14 protein-coding genes are annotated in these 13,976 nt (G+C 31.0%); 8 read left to right on the forward strand and 6 right to left on the reverse strand.

The features are described from left to right. The first annotated feature begins 303 nt into the window (after positions 1 to 303). The gene (locus ACEW8E_RS07685) at positions 304 to 414 is read left to right on the forward strand and encodes a PetM family cytochrome b6-f complex subunit 7 (RefSeq protein WP_373479770.1); all 111 of its coding nucleotides are present in this window, start codon (positions 304 to 306) and stop codon (positions 412 to 414) included. A gap of 111 nt (positions 415 to 525) precedes the next feature. Here the strand turns inward: ACEW8E_RS07685 and ACEW8E_RS07690 are convergent, their stop codons facing one another. Further along, complete coding sequence (locus tag ACEW8E_RS07690; protein ID WP_373479757.1) at positions 526 to 2,568, reverse strand: FAD-dependent oxidoreductase; 2,043 nt, start codon at positions 2,566 to 2,568, stop codon at positions 526 to 528. A gap of 221 nt (positions 2,569 to 2,789) precedes the next feature. On the opposite strand from ACEW8E_RS07690, the gene ACEW8E_RS07695 reads away from it, so the two are divergent. Continuing rightward, positions 2,790 to 3,410, forward strand: a complete 621-nt coding sequence (locus ACEW8E_RS07695) for a hypothetical protein (RefSeq protein ID WP_373479758.1) — start codon at positions 2,790 to 2,792, stop codon at positions 3,408 to 3,410. 33 nt (positions 3,411 to 3,443) lie between these two features. Here the strand turns inward: ACEW8E_RS07695 and ACEW8E_RS07700 are convergent, their stop codons facing one another. Then, positions 3,444 to 4,868, reverse strand: a complete 1,425-nt coding sequence (locus tag ACEW8E_RS07700) for an isochorismate synthase MenF (RefSeq protein ID WP_373479759.1) — start codon at positions 4,866 to 4,868, stop codon at positions 3,444 to 3,446. A 108-nt stretch (positions 4,869 to 4,976) separates the two neighbouring features. Here ACEW8E_RS07700 and menA point away from each other — a divergent pair, with 108 nt between their 5' ends. From menA to accA, 3 genes are all read left to right on the forward strand, one after another. Further along, on the forward strand, positions 4,977 to 5,894 hold the full coding sequence (gene menA, locus ACEW8E_RS07705; protein WP_373479760.1) for a 2-carboxy-1,4-naphthoquinone phytyltransferase: 918 nt from the start codon (positions 4,977 to 4,979) through the stop codon (positions 5,892 to 5,894). Positions 5,895 to 6,044: 150 nt separating this feature from the next. Beyond that, the gene (locus tag ACEW8E_RS07710; RefSeq protein WP_373479761.1) at positions 6,045 to 6,506 is read left to right on the forward strand and encodes a DUF29 domain-containing protein; all 462 of its coding nucleotides are present in this window, start codon (positions 6,045 to 6,047) and stop codon (positions 6,504 to 6,506) included. A gap of 222 nt (positions 6,507 to 6,728) precedes the next feature. Continuing rightward, positions 6,729 to 7,706 (forward strand): acetyl-CoA carboxylase carboxyl transferase subunit alpha, encoded by a 978-nt coding sequence (gene accA / locus ACEW8E_RS07715; RefSeq protein ID WP_373479762.1) that lies wholly within the window; start codon positions 6,729 to 6,731, stop codon positions 7,704 to 7,706. A gap of 307 nt (positions 7,707 to 8,013) precedes the next feature. On the opposite strand, the gene hslO is transcribed toward accA, so the two are convergent. Beyond that, positions 8,014 to 8,910 carry an Hsp33 family molecular chaperone HslO gene (hslO, locus tag ACEW8E_RS07720; protein WP_373479763.1) on the reverse strand — a complete coding sequence of 299 codons (897 nt, stop codon included), beginning with the start codon at positions 8,908 to 8,910 and terminating at the stop codon, positions 8,014 to 8,016. A gap of 202 nt (positions 8,911 to 9,112) precedes the next feature. On the opposite strand from hslO, the gene ACEW8E_RS07725 reads away from it, so the two are divergent. Continuing rightward, positions 9,113 to 10,453 carry a cytochrome c biogenesis protein gene (locus ACEW8E_RS07725; RefSeq protein ID WP_373479764.1) on the forward strand — a complete coding sequence of 447 codons (1,341 nt, stop codon included), beginning with the start codon at positions 9,113 to 9,115 and terminating at the stop codon, positions 10,451 to 10,453. A gap of 228 nt (positions 10,454 to 10,681) precedes the next feature. After that, a complete protein-coding gene (locus ACEW8E_RS07730) occupies positions 10,682 to 11,020 on the forward strand; it encodes a rhodanese-like domain-containing protein (protein WP_373479765.1) in 339 nt (112 codons plus the stop codon). A gap of 138 nt (positions 11,021 to 11,158) precedes the next feature. On the opposite strand, the gene lptC is transcribed toward ACEW8E_RS07730, so the two are convergent. From lptC to ACEW8E_RS07745, 3 genes are all read right to left on the reverse strand, one after another. Next, positions 11,159 to 12,298: an LPS export ABC transporter periplasmic protein LptC gene (lptC, locus tag ACEW8E_RS07735; protein WP_373479766.1), complete on the reverse strand. Its 1,140-nt coding sequence runs from the start codon at positions 12,296 to 12,298 to the stop codon at positions 11,159 to 11,161. Between the two features lie 46 nt (positions 12,299 to 12,344). Then, positions 12,345 to 12,845 (reverse strand): peptide deformylase, encoded by a 501-nt coding sequence (gene def / locus ACEW8E_RS07740; protein WP_373479767.1) that lies wholly within the window; start codon positions 12,843 to 12,845, stop codon positions 12,345 to 12,347. A 114-nt stretch (positions 12,846 to 12,959) separates the two neighbouring features. Beyond that, positions 12,960 to 13,487, reverse strand: a complete 528-nt coding sequence (locus ACEW8E_RS07745; RefSeq protein ID WP_373479768.1) for a hypothetical protein — start codon at positions 13,485 to 13,487, stop codon at positions 12,960 to 12,962. Positions 13,488 to 13,549: 62 nt separating this feature from the next. Between ACEW8E_RS07745 and ACEW8E_RS07750 the strand changes: the two genes are divergently transcribed. Beyond that, the gene (locus ACEW8E_RS07750; RefSeq protein ID WP_373479769.1) at positions 13,550 to 13,855 is read left to right on the forward strand and encodes a hypothetical protein; all 306 of its coding nucleotides are present in this window, start codon (positions 13,550 to 13,552) and stop codon (positions 13,853 to 13,855) included. The last annotated feature ends 121 nt before the right edge of the window (positions 13,856 to 13,976 follow it).

Raw genomic sequence — 13,976 nt, forward strand, 5'->3', positions numbered from 1 at the left:
AGATAGGAGTTAGGAGATAGGAGTTAGGAGATAGGAGTTAGGAGTTAGGAGTTAGGAGATAGGAGTTAGGAGATAGGAGTTAGGAGTTAGGAGTTAGGAGATAGGAGTTAGGAGATAGGAGTTAGGAGTTAGGAGTTAGGAGATAGGAGTTAGGAGATAGGAGTTAGGAGTTAGCAATTAACAATTAGAAAGGAAACAGGGAATTAGCAATTATGTATTTACCCTTGCCCTTTACCTATCATTTATAAGTAAAAATCTGATAAAGTAATAAAAAAATATAAATAATCAGGATAAATAATTATGATGACAGCCGAAAGTATGTTATTTAGTGGTGCTATTCTTTGTTTTAGCGTTGTTTTAGTAGGTTTAGCTTGGGGTTTTCTTTTATTAAAACTTTCTGGTGAATCTAAATAAAGTTCTCTGAAAAGTAGTGCTTTTTGGAATAAGAAGTTAATTGTTAATTGTATAAACAGGATTATTAGGATTATCTAATCTGGTAAATCCTGCCTATAAAATTATTAATTATTATCTCCAATCGTCCCAATTATCATTAAAGATAGATGTATTGGGGAATTTAGTGGGATTTTCATTCTTCTCTAAAATTACTTTTAATTCTTGTAGATTTTTATTCTTAAAAGCAAAACCTTCAGTAAATTGATAAGGTAAAATCCCTTTTTGTAAAGCTAAAGAAGCTGTAGTACCTGCGGCTGCTCCTGATGACCATTCAAAAGAATGTACTCGATAAGCAGCCGCCGCAATATGACTGGTAGCGATACTTTTTCCTACCACTAGCATATTGTCAATTTTTTGAGGAATCATGGCAGATAAAGGAATTTGAAAGGGGTACGCCTGTCCTTGTCCTCGTCTTTCTCCTTTTCTCTCGGTATTACCCGGTTTTTCTTGAGGACTTTCTGTCATACAAGGATGAAAATCAATGGCATAATGTCCAATACCCACTGCATCAGGGTAAATAGTTGATCTAGTGCGGTTTTTAACATCATCGGGGGCAACTTCACCACTTAACACGGAAAATCCTTCCAAACCAGATAGTAAGGCTTGTAAACGGCGATATTGATCCGGTGGTAAAGTTTTTTTATAATATTCATCTCTATAGTTACGGCGAGAAATATCAATTTCATTTACCATAAAACCATCAGGATGAGCATAATTTGGACGCCCAATAATTCTTCTACCTTCTCTCATATAAGGATACTTTGATAAGCCGTGCATTGTACCCATAGGAGAATCTAACCCTGTTAATAATTTTTGGTTGGGATTTGGTTTTTTAACTCCATCACCTAACTGTGAGTCTGTTGTACCTGCTACTAACCAATGATAAAAGCCGAGGGCGTTTTGTTCACCTTTAAAAAGTGTTTCTGTGCGTAATCCTCCCATCCAACCATTGGGTTTTAATTGTCCTGTTTTTTGTAGTTGTTCTCTACTATAAATTAAGTTATCTTTTGATGTACCTGGGCGATAATCGTTACCCCATGTCCAGTTTTGCATGGAAATATCTCCCGTTGTGGGTTTGGTAAAGTTAATACCTTGAAATGTTGTTGTTTCACTATCCTCGGCTTTCCAAATACGACGATAAGTATAAACTAAATCAAAATCTGCTAATCTTGGTAGTTCATAACTGTAGTATGGTTCATATTGTTTATAAAAACTTGGCTCAGGTTGCGGTTGCGGTTCTGCGGTTTGTTGCATCGCAAAAGTATAAGTGAAACCTTGCGGACAATAGGGATCTTGTGTAGTGCTTGATGATGATGGTTCTAATTCGGAACGAGGATCTATACCTAAACGATAGGGTATATCGGTTAAACCGATTAATTCCCCTGTTTCTGTGGCTTCTACTACTATCCAATTGGTTTTTCCTTGGGTTTTTAGATTTTTGGGGGGCGTGAATTTAATCACTGTTTTTTTGAGTCTAGGGGAATCATTATAAGTGTAAGCATCTTCAATTATTTGAGATAACGGTTCGGTATTTAACGGGGGTGTGTTCGGTTGAGCTTCATGACGAATGGCGATCGCCTCAACGATTTGTTGACCAGTGCCACCATTAGCGACAGACTGAATTTTTAAATCTTTAATGACGGTATTCGGAAACCATTTTAATTTGCCTTTACCCCGTTTAGCTGCATCTTTTAGCTGATTTTCGAGGATTTTATCGGCATCTTTAGGTAAAAAACAAGAATCACTTACCCAACACTGCCCTGGATTTAATTTTCCGTAAAATTTCTCAATATTACTTCTTAATTCTAAATATCCACGGGGGAAAAATAACTCTTTGCGTTGAGTATTACGTTCATCTAGTGCTGATGTTCCTTGAGAGGAAATTTGTCCTCCTACCCAGTCGGTAATATCAGTTAAACAAACAGTTTTACCCATTAATAAGGCTTCATAGGCGGTAGCAGCCCCTGCTAACCCAGCACCTACCACTAATATCTCACATTCTTCTATTTGCTCAGGATTTCTAGCTATTACTGCCATGGTGGGATTAGTAACCGTCATGGCTAAAGGAATGGAGATTAATTTTTGCCAAAAATCTTTACTGATGAATTTAAACATGAATTATTTTTATTAATTTATTTGATGGTTGGTAAAATATATTAATGTAAATGTTAATCTTTTGAGTTATTTTTTTGACGAAGATATTTTTAATTAAGTTCACTTTAATTTACTCAATCTAACAAAATTTTGACAATTTTAATATAATTAGAATACGATATTAAATATCTAAAGATAAATTCTTTAATAAAAATATTATATTTAGTTTCAGTAATAATTTTATGCCTTTTCATTCTCCATCACAGTTTGATAGAGTACAAAGAAAATTAATTGGAGAAATTTTAGTGGAAGCTGGTTTAATTTCTTCTGCACAACTAAAAGTAGTTTTATCAGATCAATCTCAATTTTTTAAATTTAAAATAGGAGAAATTTTAGCTTTAAGAGGATGGTTAAAAAAAGAAACCGTTGATTTTCTTGTAGATATTTGTATAGAAAATAATTTAACTAAATATGAATCAAAACCCATCGGATATTATTTTCAAAGAGCATCATTATTAACAGAAATACAAATAAATACTATTTTAAAAGAACAAAAACAACTAGGTTTAAAGTTTTGCCATTTAGCAGTAATTAAAGGTTTTTTCTCTCAACAAACTGCCGATTTTTTTTTAGAAAATATAGCTAAAAAATTTCAAGAAGATCAAACTAAGACTTTAATTATAGATCTTTCTACTAATATTAATGAAAAAGAAACTCTCATAGGTGATTATACTTCTTATGAATCAGTAAAAGAAAAAGAAACTGTTATTTTAACCCCAGAAAAATATACAGAATCAGACTCTGATACAATTATTATTTATGATCCAGAAATTCAATATAGCCCTAGTTGGATAGATTTTTAAGAGTTTAAATTTAACCATAAAAATTTTTTCTTACTATTTTAATGCTTGTAAAAGTGCTTGAAATTTGAGTTTAATTTCTGTCAATTCTTGATCTGGTTTCGATCCTGCGACAATACCAGCACCAGCATATAAACGAGCAGAATTTCCTTTAACTAAAGCTGATCTAATTCCTACTATAAATTCGCAATTTCCCTCACTATTTAACCATCCAATTGGTGCTGCATAAAGTGAGCGATCAAAATTTTCTGAAGATTCTATTTTATCACAAGCAATTTTAATTGGTTCACCAGCCATAGCAGGAGTTGGATGTAATTTGTTGATTATTTCAAATGGATTAATACTATTAATAATTTTAGCTGAAATGGGAGTCCATAAGTGCTGAATATTAGATAATTTTAGCAGTTGTAAAGGTGCTTTTTTTGGGTGTAAATTCATGGTTAATAATTGCTCAAAAATAAAATCACTAACTATTTGATGTTCTCTTTTTTCTTTTTCACTATTAAGTAAATTTTCACCAATTTTTTGATCATCTTCTTTATTTTTTCCCCTCGGTGCAGATCCTGCTAAAGCATCACTGATGATATGATTATTTTTAATAGAAAGTAGTCTTTCTGGACTTGCACCAATAAAATGTTCTTCATTTTGATTACTCACCGCAAATATGTAACAATCAGGATAATTATGTCTTAAATTTTCTAAGGATTTAATCACATTAAAATTTTTATTAGTTTTTACTTCTAAAGCATGAGCGACAACTATTTTCGTTAGTTTTTTCTCTCTAATAGCTTCTAATCCTTGATTAACTTTATCGATAAAAGATTGATATTGTTTTTCTTCTAAATTATAATTTAAGTTATTTTCTTTCTCGGCTTGAAGTTTATAATTTAAGGCTATTTTTTCACTAAAATTTTGTGATATATATTTTTTTATTTCTTTGATATAATGATAGTTATTATAAGTGTTAACCGTTAAAGTATAAGTATCTCTTTTTTTTAATAGTTGAATATAAGGTAAAAAAATTGTTGCTAAAGGAAAAGATTTATTATGATGATTCTGTTGATTTAAAAAAGTAAAATAAGAAAAAAAATAAGAATTATTAGATTTAAAAGAATCTTGAAGAAAAGTGATATTATTTAAAGTATTTTTAACAAAATTTTGACACTGCTGAAATCTATTTATATCTTGTAAATTTTCATTATAATAATCGCTATTAACTTGTAAACTTTTAAGATCTCCTATAGCTATAATTGCTTCTTGTTTTCGTTGATTTTCCCAATAAAAGTATCGTTGATTATCCTCTTTCATAACAGAAAGAAAAACTAAAGGATCTATAGGATTAATATTATAAGAAATAGAGACAATATTATCGTTATTTTCTTGAGATTTCGCTAAAAAAATTAACTCTTTAAAACTATGAGGAGAATCTAAAAGATGAAAGTCGTTAGGCATTACAGGCATAAAGCTAATACTATAAAATTTATATGGACAATTAACAATGGACAATAGACAATTAAAAAAGGAAAATAATTAATTGATATTCCTAACTATCATATCTAATTAAAGATCATGTCCATAATCGATGAAACACCATCCCTAATTGTCAATCAATCCCCTAGTAAACGTCAACTTTGGTTTGCAGCCATCAAACCGCCAATGTACACTGTAGCGGTTATTCCCATTAGTTTTGGCACTGCTTTAGCTTACACTGAAACGGGAATATTTCAACCTAATATTTTTGTAACCTTCTTATTGTCAGCTATTTTGATTATCGCATGGCTTAATCTTAGTAACGACGTTTTTGACTCGGATACAGGAATAGACGTAAATAAAGCTCATTCAGTCGTGAATCTGACAGGAAATCGAACCTTAATCTTATGGATTAGTATTATATGTTTACTTTTAGGTTTAGGAGGGATTTTGTTAATTAATTATTGGCTTAAAGATTGGACATTATTATGGTTAATTATGGCTTGTTGTGCTTTAGGATATAGTTATCAAGGGCCTCCTTTTCGTCTTGGTTATTTAGGTTTAGGGGAAATTATTTGTTTTGTCACTTTTGGTCCTATGGCCATCGCCGCCGCTTATTATAGTCAAACTCAAGTATTTTCTACTTCATCTCTTTGGGCATCAAGTATTATTGGTATATCCACCTCAATTATTTTATTTTGCTCCCATTTTCATCAAATAAAAGATGACATCGCCGCAGGAAAAAAATCACCCATCGTCAGATTAGGTACAGAATTTGGTTCAAAAGTATTAACAATTTCCGTAATTTTATTTTACAGTTTATGCCTCCTGCTGACGGTAATAAAAATATTGCCCTATAATGCCTTCATTGTAATTTTAAGTGTGCCAATTGCTTATCAATTAATCAATCATGTAAAGGAATATCATGATCAACCAGAGAAAGTAAAAAACAGTAAATTTATCGCCGTCAATCTACACTTTATCAGTGGATTATTATTATGTCTCGGCTTAATTTAAGTAGGGTGGGTATTGCCCTAAGCCCCCGTACCCCCAAATCTGGGGGAGTTCAATTATTCTTACTTCCTCCAAATTTGAGGGATGAAGGAGGCAAATGCGTAACTAATAAAAAGTTATAATCGCACTATCAAGAAAACGGAGGAGAGAGTAATGGTAGCAGAATTAATCAAAAATAAACAAGATTTATACGATACAGACTATAATCTTTGGGTGTTAGAAACAGTAAAGAAATTAGAAAAAAGAGATTTAGATTCCCTTGATTGGGATAATTTAATTGAAGAGGTTTTAGATTTGAGTCGAAGGGATAAAAGAAAACTTGAGAGTTTACTAATGAGGTTAATTGAACATTTACTGATTCTTCGTTATTGGGATTCAGAAAAAGAAAGAAATCGAGGACATTGGCAAGGAGAAATTATCAATTTTCGTAAACAAATCAAACGTATTTTAAAAGATAGTCCAAGCCTTAAATCTTATCTTCAAGATGTTTTTGAGGAATGTTATCAAGATCGACGAGATATTGCTTATCAACATTCTCAACTTCTCCTTGATACTTTTCCCGAAACACCCATTGCACCTCTTGAACAAATCCTTGATGAAAACTGGCTTCCTTAACACTAAATTGATTTATAGCAACCCACAGCTTATAAGACATTTCAATACTTTAGGCAAGGAGTTTAAACCCCTTGTTACCTTTGTTACCTCTTAAATATTCAGAGGTTAGATAACGGTTATGTCATAAAATTCTATACTGTATAAAAGAAAAATTTTTATTGTGTTAAATTCAACAAATTAAAAAATATATAAAGACGGTTTTATTATAGATAGACAAAATATATGGCAAAAACAGAACAAAAACGAACCTTTTTATTAGAATTTGAAAAACCCTTAGTGGAATTAAACGCTAGAATTACCCAAATTAGAGAATTAGCGGAAGATAATCAAGTGGATGTATCTGGACAGTTACAAGAATTAGAAGGTAGAGCGGAACAGTTACGAGTAGAAATTTTTAGCACTCTCACTCCTTCTCAAAAATTACAAATAGCCCGTCATCCTCGTCGCCCTTCTACTCTTGATTATATTCAAGCTATGACTGATGAATGGTTCGAGTTACATGGCGATCGCCGAGGATATGATGATCCAGCTTTAATTGGTGGCATAGCGAGACTAGACGGCAGAGCAGTGGTCATTATCGGACATCAAAAGGGGCGGGATACTAAAGATAATGTAGCTCGTAATTTCGGCATGGCATCCCCCGGCGGTTATCGTAAAGCCATGCGGTTAATGGATCATGCCAATCGTTTTTCGATGCCTATTATCACCTTTATTGACACTCCAGGGGCTTATGCGGGGGTAGAAGCGGAAAAATTAGGACAAGGAGAAGCCATCGCCTATAATTTAAGGGAAATGTTTAGTTTAGATGTACCGATCATAACTACGGTAATCGGTGAAGGTGGCTCAGGAGGTGCTTTAGGCATCGGCGTTGCCGAAAAATTGATGATGTTTGAACATTCAGTTTATACCGTAGCCAGTCCCGAAGCCTGTGCGGCTATATTATGGAAAGATGCTAAAAAATCTGATCAAGCGGCGATCGCCCTAAAAATTACCGCCAAGGATTTAAAGGAATTAGGTATCATAGATCAAATTTTACCAGAACCGCCCGGATGTGCCCACTCAGATCCTTTAGCTACTGCGAATATTCTTAAAAAAGCCATTTTAGATAATTTGGAATATTTAGATAGTTTAAGTGCTGAAGGTAGAAAAGAATTAAGGTATCAAAAATTTCGCAATTTGGGAGTATTTTTAGAAACCTAATGTAGGCAACTTTTCTTAAAAGGGGGAAGGCAAGAAGAATTAGGAATTAGGAATTAGGAATTAATTACTCCTGTCTCCTGTCTCTTTAGTTACCTGAGTTCGATGTAAGAATATCCGACGGAAGCAGGTTTTAGGTATCAGGTAGCAGGTAGCAGGTTTAATTTTCGGTTATATTATGTTATTTAATCCAAGAATTGAAAAGAAAAAAATCAATTAAGATATATTTTTTATCAATTATTTAACCTAATACCTAAAACCCGACACCTGACACCTTTACATCACCGAAAATTTTATATCGAACTCAGGTTTAGTTAACCACTTGTAAATCTTCAATAAGTTCTCTTAAATGAGCAACATCAGCTTGATAAATTTCACCGCAAAAGTGACAAACGGCTTCTGCACCACCATCTTTAACAATCATGTCTTCTAATTCATCGACTCCAAGCATTTTTAAAGCTCCTAAAACTCGATGAAATGAGCAACTACAATTAAAACGTACCATTTGCACTTCAGGGAAAATTTCTAAGCCAAAATCTCCTAATAAGTCAGTGAAAATACTTGATAAAGTTTTACCTTGTCGTAATAAAGGAGTAAAACCACTTAATTGACTAATACGAGATTCTAAAGCGGTAACTAAAGTAGGATCTTCGGCGGCTTTTGGTAATACTTGTAATAAAATTCCTCCAGAAGCTGTAACCCCGTCTTTCCCGACAAAAACTCCTACTAATAACGCTGAAGGTGTTTGCTCAGATGTCATTAAGTAGTTAGCAATATCTTCCCCTACTTCTCCAGAAATCAATTCAACCGTACTAGAATAATTATATCCATAACCAACATCTCGAACTACATATAAAAATCCTTCTTTTCCCACTGCACCACCAACATCTAACTTTCCTTGGGGGTTAGGAGGCAATTCTACCGCAGGATTTTCTACATAACCTCTAACAGTACCATCTAATCCTGCATCTACCATTAAACCGCCTAAAAGACCGTTTCCTTTAATCCTAATGTTGACTCGTGAGCCTTCTTTTTTCATGCTTGAAGCTAGTAATAATCCCGACGACATCGCCCTACCTAATGCGGCAGTAGCGACATAGGATAATTTATGTCTTTGTTTGGCTTCTTCCACTGCTCTTGTGGTAATAACTCCTACTGCCCGAATACCACCATTGGCGGCGGTTGCTCGAATTAATTGATCTGCCATAATTTTCGTTACATTTCTCAACAAATATTTATTTTATTATCATCGATTTGTTATTGAATGATCAACGATCATCATTGACAATGAAATTAATTTCCTAATTTATGAGATTTTTTAAACTTTACTTTTATTGACTATCTATAGATGTTAAAATATGAGGATAATCAAATGTTTCTAACATTATCAATGGCTAAATATTTATTTTATGAGTATATCTAATTCTAGTAAAAATATCTCTATTAATGATTCAATAAATTTGTTTTTTCGCAAAGTAATTTCAACAGTTTCTGATCTACGTTTAGCTATTATTTTATTATTAGTAATTGCTTTTTTTAGCATTAGTGGCACAATTATAGAACAAAATCAACCTATTAATTATTATCAAGAAAATTACCCAGAAAATCCTGCTTTATTTGGATTTTTAAGTTGGCAAGTATTATTAAATATGGGCTTAAATCATGTCTATACAACTTGGTGGTATTTAAGTATTTTAGTTTTATTTGGCAGTAGTTTAATTGCCTGTACTTTTAGACGACAATTACCAGCATTAAAAGCTGCAAAAATATGGAAATTTTATGATGAATCAAGACAGTTTAATAAGTTAGCATTAAGTGCCGAAATTACCGTAGAATCTTTAGATAAAATTCAGTCACTTTTAAGTACAAAAGGTTATAAAATATATCAGAATGATCATTGTTTATATGGTCAAAAAGGCATAACTGGAAGAATTGGTCCTATCGTTGTTCATCTTGGTATGATTATTGTTTTATTAGGTGCTATTTTAGGGGCTTTTACAGGATTTTTTGCTCAAGAAATGATCCCTAGTGGTGAAACTTTTACCATTAATAATTTTTTAGAAGCTGGTAAATTTACTAACTTAAATGGTGCTAAATCTTTTGATATAAAAGTTAATAATTTCTGGATTAAATACACTCCTGATGGTTCGGTAGATCAATTTTATTCCGATTTATCTGTAGTTAATAAAACAGGGGAAGAATTAGAAAGAAAAACTATTTTTGTTAATCAACCTTTAAGATATAATGGCATTACTTTTTATCAAACAAATTGGAGTATTTCAGGAGTTAAAATTCAACTAAATAATAGTCCTATTTTTCAGTTACCTATGGCTGAATTAACTAGGGAAAGAAAAGGGCGTATTTGGGGTACTTGGATTCCTACTAAACCTGATTTAAGTGAAGGAATTTCTTTAGTTACAAAAGACTTGCAAGGCACTATGTTTCTTTATGATACATCAGGTAAATTAATTAGTGCTTTACGGCCAAATATGCCAACGGAAGTTAACGGTATTACCCTGAAAGTATTGGAATTGGTAGGTTCAACAGGGTTACAAATAAAATCTGATCCGGGTGTACCTTTAGTTTACCTTGGTTTTGCTCTTTTGATGATTGGTGTGGTTATGAGTTATGTCTCTTTCTCTCAAGTATGGGCATTACAAGAAGGAGATCGCTATTTTATCGGCGGTAAAACAAATCGAGCACAAGTGGCTTTTGAGAAAGAAATTTGTCAAATTTTAGAAAAATTATAAGGGGTTAGTTATTAGGAATTAAGTTAAAAATTATCAAAATTAAATTATGAAAACAATTAAAATTTCTATTCAAATTAAGTAATGATGTAGGAAAAATATTTAATAGTTTAATAAATAGATAGAAATTAACTAAAAGGGAAAAAAGAAGTAATTTGATGTCTATAAACTAAGTATTAAAAACTGTTAAACTCAATACCATAAAATAGATAAATATAAATAGTAAAAAAGATGAATTTAAGCAGTATTAACGTACAAGAATTAGAAGTTATTTTAAGAGAGGAAAATTCTGAAATTCAATTAATTGATGTAAGAGAAGAAAGAGAAGCAGACATTGCCTTTTTACCTCAATTTCAATTATTTCCATTAAGTCAATATGAGCAGTGGTCTGATAAAATTAAAACAGTATTTAAACCAGAATTAGAGACAATTGTTATTTGTCATCATGGTATTAGATCAGCAAATATGTGTCAATGGTTGATAAGTCAAGGTTTTACCAAAGTAAAAAATGTATCAGGAGGAATTAACGCTTATGCAGTATATATTGATTCTTCAATTCCTCGTTATTAACTCATAATTAATAGACCTCTTGCAAAATAAAAAGTAAAATCTATTTTAGGATGGAAAACGTTAATTTCTTAACTCATTACTCATTACTTATTACTCATTACTCCACTTCTGCTTCTGCAAGAAGTCTAATATCTGTAATTATTCTTTTTCTTGAGGATAAATAAGAGTAGTTACAGGATTAGCTTGATTTCCTTCTACCGTCATTTGTTTATCTTGTAATTTGCCATAGGCTTTTATTCCTTTAAGATTAAAGTCTGGATTTATTTGCTTATAATAAACATTGCCATCAGCATTTATTTCCTGACTATCTAAATTCCAAGTGGCATTATCAGCATAAATTTCTACTTCATTTTTAACAGCTTTTCCATAAATTCCTTCTTGTAAATAAACCTTATTTTCTTCTAAATTAAAATTAACTTTATTAGCCGTTAAAGTCATATTATCTTCAGGTTGCAATAATTTAGTTGCTTGATTAGATTGCATTTTTCTATCGGCAAAATTCCAAATAATTTGAGATGTGGCGCCTTGTAAAGGTGGTTTTAAAGATTGATATTCAACATTACCATTAATAATAGCAATATTAGTATTCAAATCAATTTCTACTTGATCACTTTTGATTTTATCAGTAACTAATTTATTATCCAAACGAATCATATTTAAAAGAGTATTACCGATAATTTTATCTTCAGGAATTTGCCAATATAAATGTTCTGTTTTCAGTTGTAAAGAGGGATTTCTTAGATTTGCAAATATATTTTTATTTAATTCTAATAATTGAGTTTTAGTGTTATATAATGCTTTTTCTGCCGTAACAATTAGTTTAGCATTATTCGCTATTATTCCTTTTTTTCCTGTCATGGAAATAACATTTTCTTCAGGTTTCCAAATAACTTCTTGACTTTTAAATTCTGCTTTATTGCGAGGATCAAATACTATAATTTCTTCAGATAAAAATATTTCTTTGCCATCATTTTTTACCTCTCCTTTTTTTGCACTAACTTGTAAAATTATTTTACCATTTTCAAATAAATTACCCGTGATACCTTCTAAAATAGCACTTTTTTTATCATCAGTATAAGTTGCTTTTTTGGTACTTAAGCGCCATAATGTTTTTCCATCAGCATTTGATTGTTCTAAAGTAGCATCATAAAGTACTAAACCTTCTTCAACTTCTCGTTTAAAGTTAGTATCTTTTACTTGTGTTTCTTGTTTATTCCCCTGACAACTTACTAACAAAAAACATAAAAAAATTACAGAAATTTTATTTTTAAACAGCATTATATTCAAAAACGACGATTAAAAATCATCAATATTAAAAGTTAAATTATACTTCAGAATTAATTAATTCATCTTGAACATGATCAACAAATAGAATACCATTAAGATGATCTAATTCATGTTGAATAATTCGAGCAACAAAATTATTATATTCTTTTCGTTGATAATCACCATTTCGAGTAAGATATTCTACCGTTATATCTCGATAACGAGTTACCCTGCCTCGTTTTTGCTTTACACTCAAACAACCTTCCATAGCTTCTACAACTTCTTCTGAATGGTTAGTAATACGAGGGTTAATCATTGCCATTGGTTGCATCAAAGGCGCATCAGGATAACGAATATTAGGATAAGAAGCGATAATCATTAACCGACAAGATTTACCAATTTGAGGCGCTGCAATACCAACACCATAATTTTTTTTAGTAATCAAAATTAAATCGTCAATTAAAGTTTGTATTTGCGGATTATCAATGTCGCTTATTTCCGTAGCAATTTTTCTTAAAATCGGATTTCCTATTTGCAATATTTCTTTATTTATTATCATTTTTATTTTATATAATAATCAAGGTTATTTATGATACCTGATAACTAATTAAATATAGTTATTTCTCAACTCAGATAGTAAAATAATTATATATTTTCAATTTATTAATAAATTTTAATTAATCCTTAAAATATCATCAATCATTGGCTTAATTAATTCTACAGAAATTGGAGATAAAATTAAACTAGGATAAACTTTTCTACCCCATTGAGGATGTATTAAACTGCAATAATTTTCTAAGGTTTTAAAATTTAACAGATGACGAGTTATAAGACAAGGAATATTAAAAAATTCTTCCCCTTGCGGTGAGTATAATGGATAACCTGTTTTTGGACAAATTATTACAATCTTAATATTTTTTGCTTGAGTTTTCTGATAAAATTCTAAGGAAAACTTGAGAAAAATGTCTAATAAATAATCTTTTTCTAATTGTTCTTTAATCAAATCTGATCCATTTAGTTTTATTCTTGACTTAATCATGACAAAAATTAGTATTTTTGGTAATTTTTCCTGCTGGGGTAATAGTTTATTATAGTTAACAAAAATATAGTCTTGATAATCTTTGTTTGTTAATGGTTTAAAATAAAGTTCTAGGGGGAATTCTTCATCATTAATTCGTAATTTATTGTACAATGTTAACATTATTTTTTGTCCCTTTTATATACTAAAAACTAAAAAATATCACTATTAAAATATAAACAACTATGGAAAATATTAAAGCCAAAGAAAAAGTTTTAGCATTGTTACTAATGCGTTTTAAAGTTACTCCAAAAGACTCCTTAGAAATCACTAAAGAATGGTTTAATAATAATGGTGATTATGACTGGATTTTTTTAGAAACTTGTTTACGAAATCATTTAGTGCGTTTAGAGAATAATAAATTAATCAATTTATATGATGAACATATTATCAAATTAGTTAATGATATGCGTGGAAATGAGGGAATAGAAATTAAAGATAGAAAGTATCGTTTAACTACTTATAATCAATGTTTGGCGTTGCTGAATTAAGGTATGATTTTTAGATAAAGGGGTCAAATTATCAAAAATAAAAAAATGATACAATGTCCAGAGTGCGGGTCTAAACATATTCACAAAAATGGAATTAAAAAAGGAAAGCAAAATCATCTTT

Source organism: Geminocystis sp. (assembly GCF_041753295.1).
In the GTDB taxonomy this organism is placed as follows: domain Bacteria; phylum Cyanobacteriota; class Cyanobacteriia; order Cyanobacteriales; family Cyanobacteriaceae; genus Geminocystis.

Bases quoted from the DNA above. Each gene is read 5' to 3' on its own strand.
- ACEW8E_RS07685 (WP_373479770.1), top strand. From the start codon at position 304: ATGACAGCCGAAAGTATGTTATTTAGTGGTGCTATTCTTTGTTTTAGC.
- ACEW8E_RS07690 (WP_373479757.1), bottom strand. From the start codon at position 2,568: ATGTTTAAATTCATCAGTAAAGATTTTTGGCAAAAATTAATCTCCATT.
- ACEW8E_RS07695 (WP_373479758.1), top strand. From the start codon at position 2,790: ATGCCTTTTCATTCTCCATCACAGTTTGATAGAGTACAAAGAAAATTA.
- ACEW8E_RS07700 (WP_373479759.1), bottom strand. From the start codon at position 4,868: ATGCCTGTAATGCCTAACGACTTTCATCTTTTAGATTCTCCTCATAGT.
- menA (WP_373479760.1), top strand. From the start codon at position 4,977: ATGTCCATAATCGATGAAACACCATCCCTAATTGTCAATCAATCCCCT.
- ACEW8E_RS07710 (WP_373479761.1), top strand. From the start codon at position 6,045: ATGGTAGCAGAATTAATCAAAAATAAACAAGATTTATACGATACAGAC.
- accA (WP_373479762.1), top strand. From the start codon at position 6,729: ATGGCAAAAACAGAACAAAAACGAACCTTTTTATTAGAATTTGAAAAA.
- hslO (WP_373479763.1), bottom strand. From the start codon at position 8,910: ATGGCAGATCAATTAATTCGAGCAACCGCCGCCAATGGTGGTATTCGG.
- ACEW8E_RS07725 (WP_373479764.1), top strand. From the start codon at position 9,113: ATGAGTATATCTAATTCTAGTAAAAATATCTCTATTAATGATTCAATA.
- ACEW8E_RS07730 (WP_373479765.1), top strand. From the start codon at position 10,682: ATGAATTTAAGCAGTATTAACGTACAAGAATTAGAAGTTATTTTAAGA.
- lptC (WP_373479766.1), bottom strand. From the start codon at position 12,298: ATGCTGTTTAAAAATAAAATTTCTGTAATTTTTTTATGTTTTTTGTTA.
- def (WP_373479767.1), bottom strand. From the start codon at position 12,845: ATGATAATAAATAAAGAAATATTGCAAATAGGAAATCCGATTTTAAGA.
- ACEW8E_RS07745 (WP_373479768.1), bottom strand. From the start codon at position 13,487: ATGTTAACATTGTACAATAAATTACGAATTAATGATGAAGAATTCCCC.
- ACEW8E_RS07750 (WP_373479769.1), top strand. From the start codon at position 13,550: ATGGAAAATATTAAAGCCAAAGAAAAAGTTTTAGCATTGTTACTAATG.